Origin of the sequence: Arcicella rosea (assembly GCF_014204325.1) — a bacterium.
Lineage (GTDB): Bacteria > Bacteroidota > Bacteroidia > Cytophagales > Spirosomataceae > Arcicella > Arcicella rosea_A.
The window spans coordinates 71,038-92,635 of the sequence record NZ_JACHKT010000012.1; the positions used below are offsets into that span (position 1 = coordinate 71,038).

The 21,598-nt window shown below is 33.4% G+C and carries 19 protein-coding genes; 4 read left to right on the forward strand and 15 right to left on the reverse strand.

From position 1 onward, the window contains the following. Positions 1–86 precede the first annotated feature (86 nt). The 4 genes from HNP25_RS10015 to HNP25_RS10030 form a co-directional block, all read right to left on the reverse strand. Positions 87–1,994 carry a DUF3857 domain-containing protein gene (locus HNP25_RS10015; protein ID WP_184133823.1) on the reverse strand — a complete coding sequence of 636 codons (1,908 nt, stop codon included), beginning with the start codon at positions 1,992–1,994 and terminating at the stop codon, positions 87–89. Between the two features lie 3 nt (positions 1,995–1,997). Beyond that, positions 1,998–3,992: a transglutaminase family protein gene (locus HNP25_RS10020; RefSeq protein WP_184133825.1), complete on the reverse strand. Its 1,995-nt coding sequence runs from the start codon at positions 3,990–3,992 to the stop codon at positions 1,998–2,000. Positions 3,993–4,346: 354 nt separating this feature from the next. Continuing rightward, complete coding sequence (locus HNP25_RS10025) at positions 4,347–6,338, reverse strand: DUF3857 domain-containing protein (RefSeq protein ID WP_184133827.1); 1,992 nt, start codon at positions 6,336–6,338, stop codon at positions 4,347–4,349. Positions 6,339–6,432: 94 nt separating this feature from the next. After that, positions 6,433–7,089 (reverse strand): LysE family translocator, encoded by a 657-nt coding sequence (locus HNP25_RS10030; protein ID WP_184133829.1) that lies wholly within the window; start codon positions 7,087–7,089, stop codon positions 6,433–6,435. 169 nt (positions 7,090–7,258) lie between these two features. Between HNP25_RS10030 and HNP25_RS10035 the strand changes: the two genes are divergently transcribed. The 4 genes from HNP25_RS10035 to map all read left to right on the forward strand — a co-directional run bounded on the left by HNP25_RS10035 (position 7,259) and on the right by map (position 12,708). Next, positions 7,259–8,578: an AAA family ATPase gene (locus tag HNP25_RS10035; RefSeq protein ID WP_409012504.1), complete on the forward strand. Its 1,320-nt coding sequence runs from the start codon at positions 7,259–7,261 to the stop codon at positions 8,576–8,578. Positions 8,579–8,585: 7 nt separating this feature from the next. Next, positions 8,586–9,194 carry an RloB family protein gene (locus HNP25_RS10040; RefSeq protein ID WP_184133833.1) on the forward strand — a complete coding sequence of 203 codons (609 nt, stop codon included), beginning with the start codon at positions 8,586–8,588 and terminating at the stop codon, positions 9,192–9,194. Next, positions 9,172–11,685 carry a replication restart helicase PriA gene (gene priA / locus HNP25_RS10045; RefSeq protein WP_221432440.1) on the forward strand — a complete coding sequence of 838 codons (2,514 nt, stop codon included), beginning with the start codon at positions 9,172–9,174 and terminating at the stop codon, positions 11,683–11,685. The genes HNP25_RS10040 and priA overlap by 23 nt, the downstream gene beginning before the upstream one ends. Positions 11,686–11,943: 258 nt before the next feature. Next, positions 11,944–12,708 (forward strand): type I methionyl aminopeptidase, encoded by a 765-nt coding sequence (gene map, locus HNP25_RS10050; protein WP_184133834.1) that lies wholly within the window; start codon positions 11,944–11,946, stop codon positions 12,706–12,708. 88 nt (positions 12,709–12,796) lie between these two features. Here map and HNP25_RS10055 read toward each other — a convergent pair whose 3' ends face one another. The 11 genes from HNP25_RS10055 to HNP25_RS10105 form a co-directional block, all read right to left on the reverse strand. Next, positions 12,797–13,183 (reverse strand): VOC family protein, encoded by a 387-nt coding sequence (locus HNP25_RS10055; RefSeq protein ID WP_184133835.1) that lies wholly within the window; start codon positions 13,181–13,183, stop codon positions 12,797–12,799. Between the two features lie 45 nt (positions 13,184–13,228). Continuing rightward, positions 13,229–13,660, reverse strand: coding sequence for a hypothetical protein (locus HNP25_RS10060; protein WP_184133836.1), 432 nt, complete (start codon positions 13,658–13,660; stop codon positions 13,229–13,231). A gap of 154 nt (positions 13,661–13,814) precedes the next feature. Continuing rightward, positions 13,815–14,246, reverse strand: coding sequence for a hypothetical protein (locus tag HNP25_RS10065; protein WP_184133837.1), 432 nt, complete (start codon positions 14,244–14,246; stop codon positions 13,815–13,817). Between the two features lie 126 nt (positions 14,247–14,372). After that, entirely contained in the window at positions 14,373–14,894 is a 522-nt protein-coding gene (locus tag HNP25_RS10070; RefSeq protein ID WP_184133838.1) for a hypothetical protein, read from the reverse strand. A 196-nt stretch (positions 14,895–15,090) separates the two neighbouring features. Further along, on the reverse strand, positions 15,091–15,432 hold the full coding sequence (locus tag HNP25_RS10075) for a hypothetical protein (protein WP_184133839.1): 342 nt from the start codon (positions 15,430–15,432) through the stop codon (positions 15,091–15,093). 84 nt (positions 15,433–15,516) lie between these two features. After that, positions 15,517–15,897, reverse strand: a complete 381-nt coding sequence (locus tag HNP25_RS10080) for a hypothetical protein (RefSeq protein ID WP_184133840.1) — start codon at positions 15,895–15,897, stop codon at positions 15,517–15,519. Between the two features lie 179 nt (positions 15,898–16,076). After that, the gene (locus HNP25_RS10085; RefSeq protein ID WP_184133842.1) at positions 16,077–16,553 is read right to left on the reverse strand and encodes a hypothetical protein; all 477 of its coding nucleotides are present in this window, start codon (positions 16,551–16,553) and stop codon (positions 16,077–16,079) included. Between the two features lie 108 nt (positions 16,554–16,661). Then, complete coding sequence (locus HNP25_RS10090; protein WP_184133844.1) at positions 16,662–17,090, reverse strand: hypothetical protein; 429 nt, start codon at positions 17,088–17,090, stop codon at positions 16,662–16,664. A gap of 986 nt (positions 17,091–18,076) precedes the next feature. Further along, a complete protein-coding gene (locus tag HNP25_RS10095) occupies positions 18,077–19,255 on the reverse strand; it encodes an IS110 family RNA-guided transposase (RefSeq protein WP_184133846.1) in 1,179 nt (392 codons plus the stop codon). Positions 19,256–19,922: 667 nt separating this feature from the next. Next, positions 19,923–20,438 (reverse strand): hypothetical protein, encoded by a 516-nt coding sequence (locus tag HNP25_RS10100; RefSeq protein WP_184133848.1) that lies wholly within the window; start codon positions 20,436–20,438, stop codon positions 19,923–19,925. 13 nt (positions 20,439–20,451) lie between these two features. Continuing rightward, positions 20,452–20,823, reverse strand: a complete 372-nt coding sequence (locus tag HNP25_RS10105; protein WP_184133850.1) for a hypothetical protein — start codon at positions 20,821–20,823, stop codon at positions 20,452–20,454. Positions 20,824–21,598 lie beyond the last annotated feature (775 nt).

Consider the following 21,598-nt stretch of genomic DNA (forward strand, 5'->3'; position numbering starts at 1 on the left):
TTTGATTTGGAATAAATACTTAACGTTCACAAACTAAATTTATTGAGCATTAATAATTTGACATAAATTCCGAAAAGCACTTTCACCTAAAGCTTCAAAACCACTTGAGTCCTATCAGCTTTGCTTACTTTTTTGTAATATTCGATGAGTTCAGCGTAACTTTCTGGTGGAAATTTGCCTTGATTTCTCACTAATTTTCTGATATACAATAAGCTTCCATCTTTTACTTGAAATTCTGATTGATAAGTTCCGAAGCGGTTTTCAAACTTAATTCCTACTGGCTTAAATTCTAAGGTAGCATTTTTAGGTAATTGATAAGTAACTGAATCTGTTTCGGTCAAAGCCACTTTTAACACTACTTCTGTTTGACGAGGTTTATCCAACGCTGGAGGAACGGTATTAATAGCTGACATTAAATTGGGCGTTAAAAATAATCTCGTTCCACTTTTAGATGCACATTTCCTTACATTCAAATCTAATTTTACAGTAGCAGTCGGAATTCTTTTCTTTTCATCTTGAATAGAAAAATTGCTTACTTCAAAGCTGGGAATATTAATTCGTCTATAAAGTTGTTTCTGTTGCTCTTCTTTACTCGATAAGTTTTTAATATCAGAATAATCGTCCGATAAAAGTCCTGTATATTCTGTTACAGCAGTAACTGTAGCATTTCCATCTTCTTCCAAAGCTACTTTAATATTCCTATTTTGCTGGTTGTCTTTGGCTTTATAAACTGGCGTATGGACTAACTTCCCTCCTTCTGGTGTTGATAAAAGTGCGTAACGGTCGCTGGTAAAATCAGACAAATAACCAAAGGCATTATCTTGTGAAGTACATTCCAACCAAATGGTATCGCTTTTCATCGGTACGCACACAATTACGTGATTAAATTGTTGTGAAGGAAAATCTGGATGAATATCTCGCTCATTACTTCCTCCTCTAATCGAAGCATAAAATGATTCTATTCCAACACTTTTTAACAAGGCTTTTGTGTAATTCGATAATGCTTTACAATCGCCATAACCTTTTTCAGCCACATAACTTGCTTCAAAAGGTTGCCAACCGCCAATGCCTAATTGAATAGAAATATAACGGGTTTTAGACTGTAAGTACTCGTAGATTTTCTTTACTTTCTGGCTTGGGTCTGAAATATTAGCGACCAATTGTTTTACTTCCTGTTGTACATTTTCGGGTAGAACATCTCTTCCTTTTCCTAAAATATTATCAAACTCCCCCAAATCTTTCCAAGTTTTCATACTTCCTTTGAAACCTTCTACTTCAAACTCATTCGGAGCAGTCAGTACTCCTTTTCCGTAACGTGTCCATTTCGGAGAATACAGTTCGTTTTCATATACCTGTAAATTCTTTACTTGCCAAGTATAGCTTTTGGATTCTGCGATATTTTCCAAGGTAGGTTCTGCTAATCCGTTAATTGATTTATAACGAAGTGGCAAATTAGCTGGCATTTGTATCTTTAAAGACGATTGTTCAACTGCTACATTTTCTTCGTCTTCTTGCGGAAACCACATCGGATAAAAAAGTAAATTTTTATTAGTCGTTTCTGTTGTGAACTCTACCGTAAAAGGGAAAATCGCATATTTGAATTCAGCATATTTGTAACGGTTATCACCAAAAAGCGTTCCGTTTCCAACGGCACTTCCATCGTGAATATCGTCTTTTTTTACCTTTTTTACTTTCTCGCCATTACTGTCATACAATACGCCTTCAAAATTATTTACTTTTTCAAGTTTACTGTAAAAAAGTGTCATAGAAGCATATTGTAAACCTTGTTCATCAAGAATTGTAATTACTTTATGATTTTTTTCAGTAGCTTCTCCTAGGTTTTTAACCGTAAAAATGGTTTCGCTTTTACGAATTACCGCATGGGCTTTTTCCTTTAATTCTGCTGGAATGCTAGCTACATTCCAATTATTCTGAGCAAAGGAATTACTCAAAATACCTGTCAATAGTAGTGAACTGATGATAAATGCTTTCATTATTTATTGGGCTTTCTTTAAAACGATTTGTTCTGCGTGTTTCTGAATAATTTGATCATAAAACCTTTTTAGCAATTCATATTCTTCGGCAAAGTACATGGTTTTCTTCAATGTAATTTTGCTAGAAATCGTAATTACATCTTCTGATTTTGCCACCATAAAAGCAAATCTACCAGCATCTTCAGGTAAATTCACTCGCATACTCTTAGGCATTTCTTCAATTACATAACCTTTTGGTATGGTGTAAGTAGCGATAAAACTATCTTCAATCAAAGTACCGAAATCAACAGGATATTTTCTTTCTAATGTTGTGAAAGGGTTTTTATTTTCGCCTTCACCAATCATCGGATTAAAATAAATTCTATCGCCAGCTACTCCTACGCCTTCATTAATATTCAAATCCAATTTTACTTGTAACGGTCTTTCTATTTCGTTCTCATCTTCAAATTCAACTTTTTTTACTTCCCAGTTATTATGCGACTTTTTAAGATTATCAATGTATTTTGCTTTAGTATCTCTCTTGATTTCCATGCGTTCATCATGAGCGGCATAACTGATATGATTGATACTTAATTGTCCTTTAATTTGTCCTTCTGGCACAATTTCAAAATTAGCAATTAGTGTTTTAGCTAGTTTTTCATTGGTTTTCAGTTCAACCCAATCGCCTGATTCTCCATGAATCCATCTTCCTTTTCCATTCAAACAACGAATTGGCAAAGTACCTAAAGGCATCGACGGTTCGGTAGCATCTATCAATAACCATTGTCCTTGCACATCTACTGCCGCAATTACATAATTGAATTTTCGCTCAAGTACATAATAATCTAATACTCGCCCATTATCTCTGGTACTCAACACAACGGGGTCGGCTTCAATATCCAATTCTCTGAGCAAAGCAATCAACATCAAATTCAAATCTGCTGAATTTCCCGTTTTTGCTTCAAAAGCTTTTTTCAAACTTCCACTTGCCATGAAACTCCTTTGCTGATTCCAAGTCATATTCTTAGCAACATAATTGTAAGCTGCTTGAATTTTAGATAAGCTATCTTTGGCGGTCGCTTTAATCGTTGCGGCTACTTCTTTCAGAAAACCTCCTTTGTTCAGTAATCTTCCGAAATTATCATAATTGGTTAAGGTTTTTGAGAAATCATTCCATGTAGAAGAAAAATGTTTGGGAATGCCTCCTGTTGGTACATAAGCAGAAATTTCAAACTCCACTTGCGAACGATAATCCTCAATCGTAGTAATGTATGGTTCTACTTTTAAAGCAGGTACATCTTTCTGAACAAATCTATAATAAGTGGCTGCGACGCTCTCTAAACCAGGTCCAAAATTCAGAGACTCTTTCGTGATAGATGAGACTACAAAAGGTTCATAACCTTGTGTAATTAATTGGAATTGATAAAAATCTGGCACTTTTACTTGGTATTCGCTCCAAAGTGTTGGAATACCTCTTTGAAATTCCCAAGTACGGATCTCAGTATCAAAGTCTGATTCAATTCTGTATGAATATTCTATGACTGACCCTTCTTGTACATTGGGCAATGTAATTTTTTGAATCATCAGATTCTCACTTTTCTTTTCCAGAAAGATTGAGCTTTTTTCTAATTTGGTCGTTACAATTTTGCCATCCACCAAATTGTAAGTAGCTCCTTTGATATTTAAAGCGTATTCTCTAGCGGTTCCTGTTCTAGAATTACTTAAAGCAAAAGAATAAGTTGCCCATTCATAGCCAGCTTTCTTGAGGATTTTGATTCTTCTATGCCTTTCATAAACGACCTTCAAACCACCTTGACCACTTCGATAGGTATAGTTGTGGGTTCCGAAATCGCAAAGTACTACTGCTTCGGCAGCAGTATCTTTGGCGTAGGATTTCATTTGTAAATCAGCCATTTCTACTTTTCCATACTTAATGGGGCTGTTTTGGGCATTGATTGAAAAGGTCACGAGGACTAAAAAAAAGCCTACAAGGATTCTTTTTAAAAAAGTATTTTTCATCTGTATGTGTATTATTAAAGTATGTAGTGAGTTTGGTTTAAAAATTATTTTGTCTGTAACAAAAAAACAATATCTCCTTTCTCTAGACCTTACTTTTCTTGTCTTGACACAAGAAAAGTAACCGCAGCGGCGGCCGCAAAAGAAAGTCAAGAATTTATAAACTCGCTATCGCTCAAACAGTATAAATTCATTAAATGCTGACGCCTAGGAGTCTTTTCACGCAACTGTGTCTTTTTGCTACAAAGCAAGATTTCTAAGTTACATTGTTTGTTTTCTAAATCACATTGCTTGCTTACTAAGTCACATCGCTTGTTTCTTAATTTACAAAGCAAAATTTGTAAATCACATCGCTTGTTACTTCTTCTTCAAAATAATTTGCTCTGCATGTTTTACAACAATTCTGTTATAAAGCTCTCGTAATGCCCCATACTCTTCGCTACTATAAAGTGCTTTCTTTAAACTTACTTTGCTATCTACTTTCACTTCACCTTCCAGTAATGTTGCTCTGAAATCAAAACGACCGCCATTATTGGGCAAAGTAACACTTTCTCCTTTTGGCATTTCTTCTACGGCATAGTCAGCAGGAATTTTGTAAACTGCACTAAAAGTTTCTTCTTGCGGTACACCAAATTCAACGGGATAATTTCTGATTGGCGATTTGAATGGATTGGTTTCTTCTCCCAAATCAAGCATCGGAGTAAAATAGATACGGTCGCCAGCGATGGTATAGGCTTCATTATAAACCGTTTGAATTTTCATTTCAGGCATTTTCCCTAATGAATCAACAGCCACTAAATCTACTTTACTGATATTTTGGTTTGGTTTATTTTTCTTGAAATTGCTGATAAAATCTTCTTTCCCTTTGTTCAACACTGCTGACCTAAAAGAGACAGCCTCATGCCCTACATAAGAAACATTTATATTTCCTTTAATCTCTTGCTCAGGCAAAATACTCATTTCAAGCAAACTTACTTTTCTACTGACAGGGCGAGTAGGAATCGGTATCCAACGACTATTTTTTCTGACAATCAATCTCCCTTTTTCATTCAAACAATGTAGTGGAAGTAAATCCACTTGGGCATATTTGCTAGTTGCATCCAGCAAAATATCTTTACCATTCAAGGAAACATGGGCAATGGTAAAATCAAATCTGTCCAACAAAACCAAATCAGTCGGCAAACCATTTTCACGGGTACTCAATATCATCGGATTGGCATCAAAACCACATTCACGAAGTAAACGCACCAACATCAAATTAATTTCTGCTGAGTTTCCTAGCCCTTTTTCTGCTACTTTATTCAAATTTGCACTAGAGGTAAATACTTCGTTTTCACCATCCCATTGCATATTATTTTGAATATACTGATAGGCAGCCGTTAGCAAAGCCAAGGAATCTTTAGTTTGTGTTTTTAGGATTTTGGCGATGTTTTGAGCTTCATCATATTTCTTGATCTGCTTTCCAAAATAATCGCTCGTCAATAAAGTTTCATTGAGTGCCTCCCAAGTTTGAGAATAATCTATTTTACCTTGATTCGGTAAATAAGTTACCGCTAATTCAAAACTAAGTTTAGAACGATAGTTTTCAAGGGTTGTCAAAAAAGGTTCTTCTTTCAAAGCAGGAATATCTTCAATGGCAAATCTGTAAGCAATAAATGGGTCACGAATATCACTACGCATAAAGTTCCGAGTGCCTTGTTTTGTTTCCTGAACCTTCAAAGGTAAAAGACTATTCATGGTAATTTTATAGTCAAAATAAGCTGGGATTTCAGCACGTAATTCGCTCCAAAGCGTAGGAATACTGGTTTGAAAATTCCAATTGCGTAAACGATACCACAAGCCCGACTCTATCTCGTAGGTATATTCAAGTACCGAACCTTCCTTTACTTGTGGAAAGGTAAACTTTTTATAAAAAAGCGTATTCCCAGCTTTTTCGTCAAAAAAATCATCATCAGATAATGAGTAACTCACGGGGTTACCGTTTTCGAGATTCCAAGTAGAAGCTTCTAAGTGATCAATTGATTCTGCTTTATCGAGATTACTTGACAGAAAATAAGGTATTTTTTGACTGGCATATCCAAAGCCAGATTTCTTTAGAATTTTGATGCGGACGTGTCGTCGATAAATAACTTTAGGCAAATCTTTACCAAAGTAATAACTGTATTCGCCATAGTCGCAAAGTACAACCGCTTCAGCAGCAGTGTCTTTGGGATAGCTTTTCATTTGAAGGTCTTTCAAGTCCACTTTACCGAAAGTAATCGGAGCGGGAGTTTGAGCATGGGTATAAAAACCTAACAGCACACAAGTAATCAGTAGAATACACTTGTGAAAAGTACATTTAGGTGTCATTGAAATTAAATAAGTTAATTATGGTTTAATAAATTATCGCATAATTACACATAATATTAGAACTCTCAAAAAAATATTTGAAAACTTTATTTTATTAAAACACCAATAGTTTTACGGCTTGAACAAAAGCCACTAAAATAAAAGTCCAACCCATGATTGTATCGAACATTTTGGGTGATAAAGATTCAAAAACTAATCCTCTTTTACGATTAGCCACATAAGCACATAAATAGTTTAGGAAGAATGCACCAATACTTGCACCCAATACAAAAGCAATTTTGTCGAATCCATTTTCAATCTTCAAGAAGCTATAATTCTGATAATTAATCAAGATGACCAACCAAAAAGGCAATAATTGCGGATTGAGAAATGACAGTAAAAATCCACTCAAAATATCACTCCCTAATGATAATACCTTTACTTCTGCTTGAACTTCGGCTGTTTTCAACAACTCTTCTTGTTTTTTCTTAGGTTTTAAATAATTCCAGCCGACCAGCAATAAAACAGGCAAAACAGCCCATTGCATGATTTCAAAAATAAGAGGGTATCGTTCAAATATCTTTAAGCCTTCAACAGCCAAGTAACCATAAATCATTTCAGGAATTACTCCTCCAAAAGTCATCCAAAGTCCAGCGGAAAGATTCTTTTTAAGTGTTTTCTGTATCACCGACATATTCAAAGGTCCAGGATGAAATGAACCTGCAAAACTGATGAGGAAAGTGATGAGGAAAATAAGAAGTGATTTTGCCATGATACAAACTTACAATAATGTTGATAGCAATTGGTCAGCTAGGTGACGCATTACAGAAAAGAATAAATCATTACGAAAATTTCTCTTAAATTCTGACAAAAACCAATTTTATCCTTAATTTTAACTAACATTTAATAAGTTGACGAGATTTTTTCGCAATAAGATAATTATGATAATCAGATTCACAGTTTCAAATTTTCTGTCATTCAAAGAAGAAACAGAATTTAATATGCTAACAGGCGATATAAAACGCCATCCACATCATGTTTACAAACATCCAAACGTAGATGTATTGCGTGCTGCTGCGATTTATGGAGCAAATGGAGCAGGAAAATCTAATTTGATTAAGGCAATTGACTTTCTTAAAAGATTAGTTTTAGGCGAAAATATATTAAATAGCTATCAAAAATTTAAACTATCAAAAGAATTTTCAAATAAACCATCCGAATTGGGAATTGAATTTGATATAAATGGAGTAGTTTACGCTTATGGAATAGTTTTCAATTATGAAATAGTTTTAGAAGAATGGTTATGCAAAGTAACATTTGATAAAGAAGATGAACTAATCTTTACAAGACATACAGATGAAAACAAAGTCAGCAAACTGAATTTTAATGAAAAATACTTGCAAACCGAAAAAGATAAATACTTTTTAGAGTTTTATGAAAAGGAGTTATTAGTATCAACGAATTCATTTATTTCCACTGTTAAAAATGAAGACTTTGGAGAAATACTGATTATAAAAGAATGGTTTTTAAAAAATATAGTCTTCGTCTTACCAGACTTTAGACCATCACAAATGTTTGGAACACTATTTATCCAGCCTGAATTAAGAGAATTATACAGTGAAATGATGGCAAAATTTGACACTGGACTTAAAAGTATTCATTTCAAAAAACAAGCCTTAGAAGATTTTGATTACAATTTGTTAAATAAAACATCATTGGAGTCTTTGGAAAAAATGTTCAAAGAAGACCAAAAAAAAATCCGTGTTGAAACCAAAAAAAAATCAGTACATATTTATTCCTATGAAAATGGTAAAATTTTCATCAATGAATTAATAGGTCATCACGGAGAAGGAGATGACACGGTTGAATTTGGTTTAGATGAGGAGTCAGATGGAACTATTCGATTATTAGACTACTTAACTATATTTTTTCTACTCAGCATAGAAGATACTATATTCATTATTGATGAAATTGACCAAAGTATTCACCCATCTTTATTGAAAACATTTCTAAAAACTTTGATGGAACTAAATACTACTAAAGGTCAAGTCATTTTTACAACTCATGAATCAAATCTTTTGGATTTAGAGATTTTCAGACAAGATGAAATTTGGTTTGCTGAAAAAAATAATGAAGGGGCTACACAATTGTATCCATTATCAGATTTCAAACCTCGTTACGATTTAGATATTAGAAAAGGATATTTGAACGGACGTTTTGGTGCTATTCCTTTTTTAGCCGATTTAGAAAAGACTATCTAATGTAATCATGCAGAAAGAAAATAGAAATTATAAAAAGAGTATCCCTCACCGTGATTCCTCATGGTTTATTATTATTTGTGAGGGAGCAAAAACAGAAGTTGAATATTTTACATACTTCCATAAATTAAAACAACAAAGAATTAAAATCAAAGTAGTTCCTCCATCTGATAATAAATCTGCTCCTAAATGGGTATTAGACAAAGCTGTAAAAGAAAGTGAAAACTTGAATTTTAATAACTATGACCAACTTTGGATGGTAATGGACATTGACCGATGGGAACTTAAAGACCTCCACACTATTCAAAATGAGTGTGATAAAATCGTCAATTGGAATTTAGCGATTAGTAATCCGTGTTTTGAAATTTGGTTATTGGCTCATGCAAAAGATTTAGAAACGTTTTCTTCCCAAAGTGGCAGAGAACTTAAAAGACATTTTGGTTTGTTGAAAGATGAAGGTTTATTCCCTAAAAATCCATTACAAAACCTTCATTTAGCCATCGAACGAGCTTCAAAAGCTGATAATTCTCCACATTTTATTCCAGAAAGAGGTAGAACAAAAGTATATTTGTTAGCTCAAGAACTAATTAAACGAATTGGAGAACATCATTTCAAATAATTCCGAATCCCTTTTTCAAGAAGAAATCACCCTTTTTGCCGATGTAATCGTACCTGTTGCTGTACCGAATACTTTTACGTATCGTGTGCCACGTGAGTACGCTGCCAGTATCACTACGGGTTTAAGAGTAATTGTGCAATTCGGGAAAACCAAAGTGGTTACGGCTGTTATTGCCCGTATTCACAACAAACCGCCAGAAAAATATCAAGCCAAATATATTTTAGAAGTATTAGACGACGCTCCTTTGGTGAATACCAAACAAATTGAGCTTTTCTACTGGATTGCCGATTATTATATGTGTACCGTCGGCGAAGTGCTGAACATTGCTTTGCCTTCGGGTTTGAAGATTTCGAGTTTATCGAAAGTACAGTTTAATCCCGAATTCGACCAGCCTGCTTTATTGACAGAACGTGAAACGGAAATCATTGAAGAACTCAAAAAACATCAGTCTTTGAATTATGATGAACTCGCACGTTTTGCCGAAGTAAAAAATGTTTATCATATCATTAAGTCTTTAATTCAGAAAAAGGCTGTCATTGTTTTTGAAGAAGTGCGTGAAAAATATACGCCAAAAATTCTAAAAAAAATCAGGCTAAATTCTTTTTATGAAGATGCAAATTACTTAACGGCTTTGATTGGCGAGTTAGAAAAATCGCCCAAACAATTGGATGTGATTTTGAATTATTTAAAGTTCGTTCCCGTCCTCCGCACGCCTGAATTGAATAAAAAAGGTTTAGAAAAAAGTGCCTTGACCAAAGCCAATGTTTCGGAAAGTTCGCTGAGTACTTTATTGAAAAATGGGATTCTTGAACAATTTGAAGTAATCGTCAGTCGCTTTGAAGAAGACCTTGATTTTGTGGAAGCTCCAACGCCAGTACTTTCTGAATCTCAAGAAAAAGCTTTTGCTGAAATCATGCAAAGTTTTCAGACAAAAGACACTACGCTTTTGCATGGTATTACGGGCAGTGGAAAAACCGAAGTATATATCAAATTGATTGAACAAGTATTAGAAAGTGGTTCGCAAGTACTGTATTTATTGCCAGAAATTGCCTTGACGACCCAAATTGTGGTGCGATTACGCAAGGTTTTTGGTGATAAAATGGGCATTTATCATTCTCGGTTTTCGGATAATGAACGGGTAGAAGTATGGAAAGGTGTGGTTTCGGGCAAATTTCAATTTGTGGTGGGCGTGCGTTCAGCGGTGTTTTTGCCTTTTGATAATCTCGGACTCATCATTGTTGATGAAGAACACGAAACTTCTTATAAACAATTCGACCCTGCTCCTCGCTATCATGCCAGAGATGTAGCAGTGGTGATTGCTCATCGACAAAAAGCTAAAGTATTGTTGGGTTCTGCTACGCCTTCCATTGAAAGTTTTTACAATGCCAAAACCGAAAGATATGGTTTTGTAGAAATGAAAGAACGTTTTGGCAATACGCAATTGCCAGACATTGAACTTATCGACATCAAGGCGGCTCGAAAACAAAAACTAACTAAAGGTGATTTTTCAAACCTGATGTTAGACACAATGGGCTTGAATCTGGAGAAAAAACAGCAGACCATTTTATTTCAAAACCGTCGGGGTTATTCGCCATATATTCAGTGCGAAGATTGCGATACTATTGCGGCTTGTCCCAATTGTGATGTGAGTCTTACTTATCATTATAGCAATCAAGAATTGCGTTGCCATTATTGCGGACACCACGAACCGATGTCAAAAACTTGTCAGGCTTGCGGTTCTACAAAGTTGAAAACAAGAGGTTATGGTACAGAAAAATTGGAGGAAGAATTGCAAATCTTTTTGCCAAATGCCAAAATCGCCCGCATGGATTTGGATACTACCAGAACCAAAACGGCTTTCCAAACCTTGATTAATGAAGTAGAAAGCGGTGCGGTAGATATTTTGGTGGGTACGCAAATGGTTTCTAAAGGATTGGATTTTGAAAAAGTGAGTCTTGTCTGCATTTTTGATGCGGATAGAATGATTCATTTTCCAGATTTTCGTGCTTCGGAAAGAGCTTTTCAAATGCTGACTCAAGTAGCAGGACGAGCAGGACGAAGAGCAACGCAAGGCAAAGTATTGATTCAGACCAATAATCCTAAGCAAAAAATACTGCAACAAATTATCGAAAATGATTATGAAGGTTTGTATCAAGACGAAATCAAAGAGCGAGAAGACTTTCAATATCCACCTTTTACCAGAATTATCAAGATTACTTTAAGGCATATCGACCAACCTAATGCCGAAAAAGCAGCCCAAGCTTTAGCACAAAAGCTTATCGAAAAACTGGGAACACCAAGAGTATTAGGTCCAGAAAAACCATTGGTAGAAAGAGTTCGTAATCAGTATTTATTTGAAATCATGATAAAACTCGAAAAAACCATCAATCTAAAAGGAGCAAAAGCCTTTATTGCCGAACAAGTACAAAACATAATACTATCAAAAGACTTTAAAGGCGTTGGGATTGTCGTGGATGTGGATTGTGGATGATTTAAGGGAATTCGTAATTTTATGTCTCAAGCCCCCTTTCCGTGTTCTGTGTGCCACAGAACACGGGAAAAGAATACTTATTTAGTCCAAGTGACGCTCTGATTAATACTTGGACTAGCGGCGAGTAAAGATTTCGCTGAGCGATAAAGTGAGGTTCGTTTCTTCTATTTTTCTCCTCATAAGAAAAAACGTAAATTTGTCTATCTTTAAAACTCAGCAGTCAAGCTGAATACAACAAATACTTTAGAAAATAGCAATATGTCGATAACAAAAGAGTATGAGTTAGTGGGAATGCAAAAAATTAGTGAAGCGGTTGCTTACACGTTGAAAGAAATGAGAAAATTTGCCCAACCGGGTATCACAACAAAAGAGTTGGATAATTATGGCGGACAAATCCTGAATGACTTGGGAGCTAAATCTGCTCCTTATCTTACTTATGGTTTTCCAGGTTGGACTTGCATTAGCACTAATAATGAATTTTGTCATGGCATTCCTTCAAACAGAAAAGTATTAAAAGAAGGAGATTTAATCAATATTGATGTTTCGGCAGAACTTGGTGGTTTTTGGTCGGATAATGGTGCTTCATTTGTCATTGGAAATGATGTAAATAAACATCAACAATTGGTTGAAGCATCAAAGCAAATTTTACATAAAGCTATTTTTAACATTAAAGGTGGCGTGCGTATTGCTGATATTGGACTTTTGATTGAAACCGAAGCTAAGAAAAGAGGTTATAAAGTCATCAAAAATCTCACTGGTCACGGAGTAGGAAGAAGTCTTCACGAAGAACCGAGCGAAATAGCCAATTTCAGAGATAAGTATAATACAACAAGATTTAAGAAAAACTCGGTCGTTGCGATTGAAACATTCATTTCTACGACATCAACTTACGCTGAAACATTGTATGATGGCTGGACGATGGTTGGAAACAAAGGCGGTTTTATGGCACAACACGAACATACAATTGTTGTTACCGACGGAAAACCAATTGTATTGACGGAGATGAATGACATTTGGAATTAAGAAAAAGCATTGTTTTGGAAGAAGTTCGTGGAGACACGAGCTTCTTTTTTTGACCACGGAAATTAATTCCACGAGTTGAAAACTCGTGCTACGGTTTTGGTTTTTGTTGTTTTAATTGAAAGACATTTCCTTCTGGGTCTTCTCCATCACAAAAAAAATAATCGTAGTTATCGAAAGTCTTTACTTCGCCCAATGTTACTTGTTGGGCTATTAGTTGCTCTCTCAGTGTATAAAGGTCTTCATCTACTTCAAATACAATTTTGGTATTATTATCAAATTTGAAAGCTTCTTGATTTTCTTCTAAATACTGTTCTCCAATTTTATGCAATCCGATTTGACAATCCCCTACTTTTAAGAGTAACCAATTATAACCATATTCTTCAATGATTTCCAATGCCAAAATGCCTACATAAAAGTCTTTTAGTACTTCTATGCTTTGAACAAAAATGATGATGGAAGTTAGTTTTAGTTTCATGGAAAATGATTTATACTATTTCTTAATCTTTATAGTTTTTGCTGACTATCTAGTGATTTCACTAACAATGATGACACTTAGAATAGACCATATTACAGCACCAATTGCAACAGATAATACATACTTCTTATACCGTTTATGTTTTTCTTCATCAAATTGATTATCGAAATAGACAAAATATTGTTGCAGTTTTTTCTTCTTTCTTCTATAGATAAAAAAAGATAATATTGACAGGATTACTATTATTACACCTATAGCAAGTCTTCTTTCTAAAAAGAATAAATCATTATCCCAATATTTTGACAAGCCAAATGTTGATGTGCAATAAATCATAACTGGAGAAAAATATAAAAACCCAACCGTTAACAATACAAAAAATGAATGAATCTTTGCGTCAACCAAATCCTTATTATCTTTTGAGTAATATCTATATGTGAAATAAATAATGTAAATCAAAAATTCTTTAATTTTTCTCATTTGCTATAAATTCTTTTCTTGAATCAGTTTTTTCATTAATGACTATTGATTAAACCTGTCTCAATATTTCCTAAAACACATTACTCTTAACTTAATGAAACTAATCATTACTTAAAAGATTGATGCCTATATATCGTACTTGTTTTTTCGTTGACTATCTAGTGATTTCACCAACAATAACCATACTTAGAAAAAACCATACTAAAGCACCAATTGGAATAGATAACACATACTTTTTATACCGTTTATGTTTTTCTTCATTAAATTCGTTATCGAAATAAACAAAATATTGTTGCAGTTTTTTCTTCTTTCTTCTATAGATAAAAAAAGATAATATTGACAGGATTACTATTATTACACCTATCGCAAGTCTTCTTTCTAAAAAGAATAAATCATTATCCCAATATTTTGACAAGCCAAATGTTGATGTACAGTAAAATGTAACTGGCGAAAAATATAAAAACCCAACCATTAACAATACAAAAAAGGAATGAATCTTTGCGTCATCCAAATCTTTATTATCTTTTGAGTAATATCTATATGTGAAATAAATAATATAAATCAAAAATTCTTTAATTTTTCTCATTTGCTATAAATTCTTTTCTTGAATCAGTTTTTTCATTAATGACTATTGATTAAACCTGTCTCAATATTTCCTAAAACACATTACTCTTAACTTAATGAAACTAATCATTACTTAAAAGATTGATGCCTAATGACTAGGTAGGACAATTATCAAGGTATCAGAAGTAATGTCTTTTTCGGTAACTGACCTTACTTTTTTACACAATTTATTTTTCACGATATTTTTATCTGAAAAACTATTTAAGTCTGTAGCTTTAACAATAAATACATTGACTTTACCATCATATTCAATATTTATTCGTTGCTTCATCGAAATAGCATTCATTACTCCATCAAGACTGCTAGACTTAAATATTTCTTTTGTTGATTGTCGTTTAACTCTAAAGGAGAACATTTGATTTTCTCTTGAAATAATAGAGTCCTCTTTATATGCGTAAATTACAGATGGTCTTTTTCCAATCACGACATTAGTAGTATCTGGTCTTATCAATTTGATAAGTGTTGTATCTCTAATAATATCATCTTTAGATAAAAAATAATATATATCCTCATTAGTGTTATTAGTCAGATAAATATATTCATAATCTCCTTCATTCTTTATACAAGAAGAAATCAATATGACTAAAAGCAAAACTAGTTTTTTATTCATCGCTTTAAACGTTGATTAGTTTATGTAGAAATCACCTTTGGCAAGTTTAGTGACTGTAATATATCTACTAAATAAATATTCATGTTTCAATCTTCTGACCAATCAGGTCCTTGAAAACATTCATAATAAATGATATACGCTTCCAAATTAAATATCAATAATTCAGGTATTGTAAAGCAGAGTTTCAGATATGAATTCACTCTTTCAATACCTTACGATAAAACTCAACTATTGAAGAATCGGGAGTACTTGTTATCTTATTTGGGGGTGCTATCCCAGTAACTTTTCGTAAGGTTTTCATTCGACCTTCATAACCATTCATTCCAAGAAAACGCCAATTATGAGTAATTTTCCATTGATAGGGGTCTTTTAAAAGATAATGATTGTATGTGGTATCTTTATTTTCTGATATAAATTTACAAGCCGTCAAAACAGAATCTGTATTGTTAGATTCTAACATAGTTATTACTTCTTCTCGTGTATAATGCTCCTTGCAAGAGAACATTAGTAGGGTTATTAAGAATATAAGTTTTTTCATTTTTACAGTGTTGAGCTTAATTCACGAACAAATGCTCTATGTGCATTTGGAGTTCAGAGAAAACCTAAGACTAGATAGGGCATCTCAATCTAGTAGCATGGGGGTAATCCAAAAAAGAAATATCGAAAAAAACATATAGGTTATGGCTATTAATACTTTTCTATTACTTCTCATTTCCCCTTCTAATAAATTGATTGTTAGTTCTCTAGACCTTCCTGAGCCAATAAAATATCTTTGATTAAAAAAATAAAAAAAAGCAAACGTCAATGGTACAAATAATGCAAAATCTTTTGTAATAGTAGGCTTAAACATTATTAAAATAAAAGCTACAACTATGGTATTCACATTAAAGGCAAAGCAGATTCCAAGAAATGAAGAAGCTAAAGCCTGATTTGCTCTCTCTTTTTTAATAAACCTCATAAAACAATACATACACACATATAACTTATCTATCATTTTTTTCATTTTTATACCAATCTAACCATACCATTTTATAAGTAGAATGTCTTGCTTTTGAGTTAATTTAATCATCCTGTAAAAATACCCAGAACGAGCAATCCCTCTATGCGTGTTTGAAGTCTTAGGAAAACCTAACACTAAACAGGGGTTAATCTTCTATATGAAAACTAAATCCTAGTGCGAGACTATTCCTTTTTATATGGAAGACCAAGCTGCTTTAATATCCTATTTTCAAATAATGATAATTCTTTTTGTGTCTCATCTTCATCCAAATCTCGATTCAATCTCTTCCAATTTCCTATATCAAGCCCATTATTAATAGCTACAACTCCTAATTCTGATTTATTTTTGTTACCACTACATACCCATATTCGAACAATTTTATTCTCTTTTTTATAGTAGAAATATATTATAAAAAAATTATTATAAGACTGGTCAGTATGGTCGGTTAATTCACATTGTTCTGGAGTATTATAGGAAGGATTATCTTCTTTGAATTCTTTTATTTTTTGTTTCAGCAACGACTCTTTTACTTCTATTTCATAGATAGCTGAAAATGGATAGGCTCCTGAATAAAAAAATGGAGCTATTGTTTTTAGAATGAATAAGAGTAAGCCCAACAGGAATATTGTTATGAAAACTTTTCTATATTTTTTGAACATGATTATACATGAAATTTATTTGAATTATATAGCTAATCAGGCTTAGCTAATACACCCTTTAAGGTTAATGCCTATATAGGGTCTTAAAGCTCATATTGTCTGATAGACTTAAGGATTCTTTTTTTCAAGTATTACCCATTTCTTCGCTATAATATCCATAATTTTTTCTAACTCTTTATCTCTGTACCCGTTCAAACAATGTCCAACAAGACTTTGCTTTTCAGCTTCTAAACTGAATAGAACATCTCCTCCAATCTGTTTAGCGTAGTTTAAAATTGGTAGTCGTTCATCATTGGGGATATAGCTTAACCAAGCATCATAAAATAATTTGCTCCTGTCTTTTAGTAATGTGCTATCCCCATTATTTATTAAACCGTAATTAATACAGTGAAATAAAAAATAGTCTTTCATTAAGTTTTTGGCTTGTTTACGTTTTGAATCAATAAATGAGGCTGAAACTACTGTTCTTTTTTGTGAGAATGTGCTACTAATTGTGAATAGCCCAATGAATAACATGATTAAAATATTCCTTTTCATTTTATACTCGTTTTATATTGTACATGACGCACTGACTTAGTGAAAAACACCACGCCAAGCGAGGGAATTTACAGATAACTCCCTCTCTCTTTGTAGCCAATTACGAGCGTCACGTTCTACTCCGTTTGGAGTCGTAGGAAATGCGTCGATTAACTTTCCTACAACAGCTTTTTAATTGATTATTAGTAAATTACAAAAATAATTTACTTGAAAATATAAAAATATCGGTTGTTTGACTTTTGTGCAAAAATCGTTTTTTGTGGGACGCTACGCCGAGCGAGGGAGATAATGATGTTAATATATATTTCTAATCATATTAGAAGCAATAATTGAACTAACACATGTAATTATAATATAGCATATTGTTAAAACTTTGTGTTTATTACTTACTGAAGTAATACTTCTTAAATCACTCTTGAATGTGAATAGGTGACTAAATCCAAATGATAATATAGCCTCAAAAATATTAATCGTACCATTTAGAATATTTAATTTATTGATGCCAAAAAATATTTCAATGACAACTCTTAAAGAATCTATGTTGAAGTAAATCAACAAACCATAAATGGCAAATGTAGAGTTCAAAGCTCTACTATAATCTCCTTTTTCTATTCTTTTAAAAAAGATAAAAATACTATTTCTAAAAATAGTCATAATATGAGTATTTATTTTGGGGAAAAGCTAATCTGGTTTAGCTAATAAACCCTTTAAGGTTAATTCTTTTTTTACTATTGAGTCAACAATCTTTTCCAATTTCACATCTCTGTATTGATTAATACAAAATGATTTTCTTCATCGTAAAATTATTATTTTAATACTCAAATCACATACCTAGAATGAGCAAATGCTCTATGCGTGTTTGAAGTCTTAGGAAAACTTATGACTCGATGGGGGAGAGAATATAAGCCTTCTAAGAAGGCATGACGCACTGACGTAGTGAAAAACACTTCCTACAACCGCTTTTTAACCATTTGATTTCCAGTAAATTAAATATTCGATTTTTGAAGAGTCATTCCCAGTCTTTTAGCCATTTTTTCTAAGTTTTTTAATTGTCTATCTTGATATTTTATCTCATATTCAGCTTGTGTGCGTGTTTCAAACTCTACCTTCTTAGTCATCATGTTCCAGAAAATTACAGCTATTTTTCGTGCTGTGGCTTTTACAGCGACAAAACTGCCTTTCCTTGAGGAGAGTTTTCGATAGAATGAGCCTAAATAACATTTGCTATTACTCAAAGCCCACGCAGCCATTCTAAAGGCTTGATTGGCTCTGTTGGCTACTGAATGTTTAAAATGCCCAACAATTTTTTCTCCTGTAATTTTGGGTTTGGGAGCTAATCCAAGCCAAGAAGTAAAATGTTGAGCTGTTTTCCACTTACTCAAATCTGTACCTGTTTCTGATAAAATGGTAAGTATCGTTTTCTCGTCCATTCCTCTGATTTGAGTTAAATCTACGCCTACCATTTCTTTTAGATAACTCTTGACATCGAAGGCGTAATCGTTTTGTCGGATTGCTTTTGTTTTGACTCTTGATTCATCACCTGAATCTCCATTGATTTCTCCCAAGGTTCGTTCTATCTCTCTTTCACAGGATAACATTTGCTCTTTAATAAAATCATACATCATTAGTGCCTGTTTGAGACTAAAAAGATGTTCGGCTCGCCAATTACCTTGTAAGCCTTTCTCAAAATCTTCCACAGAGGTTTTCATCTGAGGATGGCGAAATTTTGCTAATTCTTTGGCACTTCTTTCTCCTGAAACTATCGCTCGGATGATATTCATACTGGTTTGTAACTCTGTTCCAGAGGCGATTTGATGCAGTTTAATATTCAATAATTGAAGCGATTTTCCCATCAATGCGACTTGAATACTTTTTTGTTTTTCCAAATTCTCTCGCTGACGAACATAGGCTCGTAACTCTCTGATTTTACCCTCTGCAATGAACGACCCTCTTAACAAGCCGTAGCTATGTAATTGCTGTATCCACTGACTATCTAATACATCACTTTTTCGACCTGGTACATTGCGAACATAGCGAGCATTGGCTAAACAGACTTCTAATCCTCTACTTTCAAGAACATCATAAAGATTGACCCAGTAAATACCTGACTGGGCGTCCCCGTAGATTCCATCGCCACCGAAGTAACCCCAAGACTTACCAACCAATCGGCTAATTCGTCTAAATCTTGAGTGAAAGTACCAAAGCGTTTGACGGATTCATCTGACAAAGCTCCTACACATACATAATGAGCACTAGATCCCACATCAATACCTGCTACCTGTTGATTTAAGACCGAAAGAGGACTAACTTTGGTAGATTGTTTGACCTTTTTGCGATTCGATTTTTGTTTCATCTCTAACCAATGTTTTAGATAAGTAAAATGAAAACAAAGTAGGATAGTCTAAAATTAAAATACTCTTCCTAACGAAGTCTATGCTCTACAAAAGTAAAACATAACCTATCAAATATTGATTTGACTACTATCGCTATGCCACGCTACGCCACGAAATTGGAAATATCAATAGTTTTACGGCTTTTGATCTTTGTTTGCAAATACAAAAATATCGGTTGTTTGACTTTTGTACAAAAATCGTTTTTTGTGGGTCGCTACGCCGAGCGGGGGGTGCTAATCCAAGCCAAGAAGTAAAATACAAAAACAAAACATAACCTATCAAATATTGATTTGACTACTATTCTATGCCACGCTACGCCACGAAATTGGAAATATCAATAGTTTTACGGCTTTTGCTCTTTGTTTTCAAAGGTAAAAATATCGGTTGTTTGACTTTTGTGCAAAAATCGTTTTTTGTGGGTCGCTACGCCGAGAGGGGGCTATTTCCCTTGATTTATATAGAGATTTAAAGAATGTAAATAATCATCTTCAAAATAAATAGCACGTAGTTCATTATATAAAAAGGTCTCTTCATTTAACCAACTACAATTCTTACTTATTAACTGAACTCGTATTGATTTTTCTCTTTCTTTTGTAACAAATCCAACATACCTTTTTTGATGATTTTTCAATTCTATCCCTATCAAAGTTGATTTTTCTCTAAATTCTTCAAATAGTTTTGTAGAATTTTCTAAATCTACCTTTCCAAAAATCATAGAATTTACCCCTTTTAATTCTATTACTTTTTGAGTAAAAATATCATCTTCGGAAATATTGATTTCGGAAATATATTTTTGATTTAACAATACATAACCATCTGTTATAAAATCAACAGGAATATATTGAAGTAATAGCCAATTAGCTCCAACACCTATTAGTATTCCTTGAAAATGGCTATTAGGACGTATTTTTATGGTGATAACTTTATTTAAATATTCACTTTTTACATTTTCCATTGTATATTAATGCTTATTTTTTTGAATCCTGTGTTCTATATCTTTTATTGTCTGCCTTTTCACCACCTTTATCTTGTTTATTACGAGCTCTACCTGCTTCGTGTTTTCCTTTTGTAGAACCTCTTGCATTTGACGTGTGTTCGGCACCACCTCCATACTGTGAATTGTTACTGTTTTTTGATTTTTTTTCAGCAGCTCGTTCATTTTTAGTAGGCTTATTATTACCGTCTTCATTCGCTCTTCCTTTTTGATTTTTATAATTATCGCTTCCGTTTGAATAAAGCATTTTTCCTACAGCAACTTCAACTCCACCTTTTATAATCATTCCAGCACCTATTGCGGCGGCTGGTGCTGCAACAACTGTTGCTGTTCCACCACTTCCCACCTCTACTGTAATAGAAGCTGCTACAATTGTTGTACCACCACCTATATTTATTGCACCATCAAGGACTAACTTTTGTAGATTGTTTGACCTTTTTACGATTCGATTTTTGTTTCATCTCTAACCAGTATTTTAGATAAGTAAAATGAAAACAAAGTAGGATAGTCTAAAATTAAAATACTCTTCCTAACGAAGTCTATGCTCTACAAAAGTAAAACATAACCTATCAAATATTGATTTGACTACTATCGCTATGCCACGCTACGCCACGAAATTGGAAATATCAATAGTTTTACGGCTTTTGCTCTTTGTTTTCAAAGGTAAAAATATCGGTTGTTTGACTTTTGTGCAAAAATCGTTTTTTGTGGGTCGCTACGCCAAGCGAGGGTTTATAATCTCATTCAGTATTCTTCCGAATAATCATAAAAAGGATTATTAAACTTAAAATCGACAATCCAAGTGTAATTTTAAGTTGCCTTTGAAATTTTACAATTTCACTACTTCGATTTTTAACTTGTATCATTAGTATTTTCCTTTCAACTTGAGAAAGACTTTCGGACGTTTCAATATTTGTTGTCATTAAATCAACCTCATATTTATAGCTAACAACAGAATTTATATAGCCATAACATTGAAGTACTATTCCCATCCCAAATATTAGCACTAGTATTTTTAAATATCTCATTTTATTTATTTCGATTATAATACCAATTACCAAATCCTTTCATAAAAAGGTTAAACCCTGATGGAGTTGTAATATCATGAATTCTTACACCTC

Bases quoted from the DNA above. Each gene is read 5' to 3' on its own strand.
- HNP25_RS10015 (WP_184133823.1), bottom strand. From the start codon at position 1,994: ATGAAAGCATTTATCATCAGTTCACTACTATTGACAGGTATTTTGAGT.
- HNP25_RS10020 (WP_184133825.1), bottom strand. From the start codon at position 3,992: ATGAAAAATACTTTTTTAAAAAGAATCCTTGTAGGCTTTTTTTTAGTC.
- HNP25_RS10025 (WP_184133827.1), bottom strand. From the start codon at position 6,338: ATGACACCTAAATGTACTTTTCACAAGTGTATTCTACTGATTACTTGT.
- HNP25_RS10030 (WP_184133829.1), bottom strand. From the start codon at position 7,089: ATGGCAAAATCACTTCTTATTTTCCTCATCACTTTCCTCATCAGTTTT.
- HNP25_RS10035 (WP_409012504.1), top strand. From the start codon at position 7,259: ATGATAATCAGATTCACAGTTTCAAATTTTCTGTCATTCAAAGAAGAA.
- HNP25_RS10040 (WP_184133833.1), top strand. From the start codon at position 8,586: ATGCAGAAAGAAAATAGAAATTATAAAAAGAGTATCCCTCACCGTGAT.
- map (WP_184133834.1), top strand. From the start codon at position 11,944: ATGTCGATAACAAAAGAGTATGAGTTAGTGGGAATGCAAAAAATTAGT.
- HNP25_RS10055 (WP_184133835.1), bottom strand. From the start codon at position 13,183: ATGAAACTAAAACTAACTTCCATCATCATTTTTGTTCAAAGCATAGAA.
- HNP25_RS10060 (WP_184133836.1), bottom strand. From the start codon at position 13,660: ATGAGAAAAATTAAAGAATTTTTGATTTACATTATTTATTTCACATAT.
- HNP25_RS10065 (WP_184133837.1), bottom strand. From the start codon at position 14,246: ATGAGAAAAATTAAAGAATTTTTGATTTATATTATTTATTTCACATAT.
- HNP25_RS10070 (WP_184133838.1), bottom strand. From the start codon at position 14,894: ATGAATAAAAAACTAGTTTTGCTTTTAGTCATATTGATTTCTTCTTGT.
- HNP25_RS10075 (WP_184133839.1), bottom strand. From the start codon at position 15,432: ATGAAAAAACTTATATTCTTAATAACCCTACTAATGTTCTCTTGCAAG.
- HNP25_RS10080 (WP_184133840.1), bottom strand. From the start codon at position 15,897: ATGAAAAAAATGATAGATAAGTTATATGTGTGTATGTATTGTTTTATG.
- HNP25_RS10085 (WP_184133842.1), bottom strand. From the start codon at position 16,553: ATGTTCAAAAAATATAGAAAAGTTTTCATAACAATATTCCTGTTGGGC.
- HNP25_RS10090 (WP_184133844.1), bottom strand. From the start codon at position 17,090: ATGAAAAGGAATATTTTAATCATGTTATTCATTGGGCTATTCACAATT.
- HNP25_RS10100 (WP_184133848.1), bottom strand. From the start codon at position 20,438: ATGGAAAATGTAAAAAGTGAATATTTAAATAAAGTTATCACCATAAAA.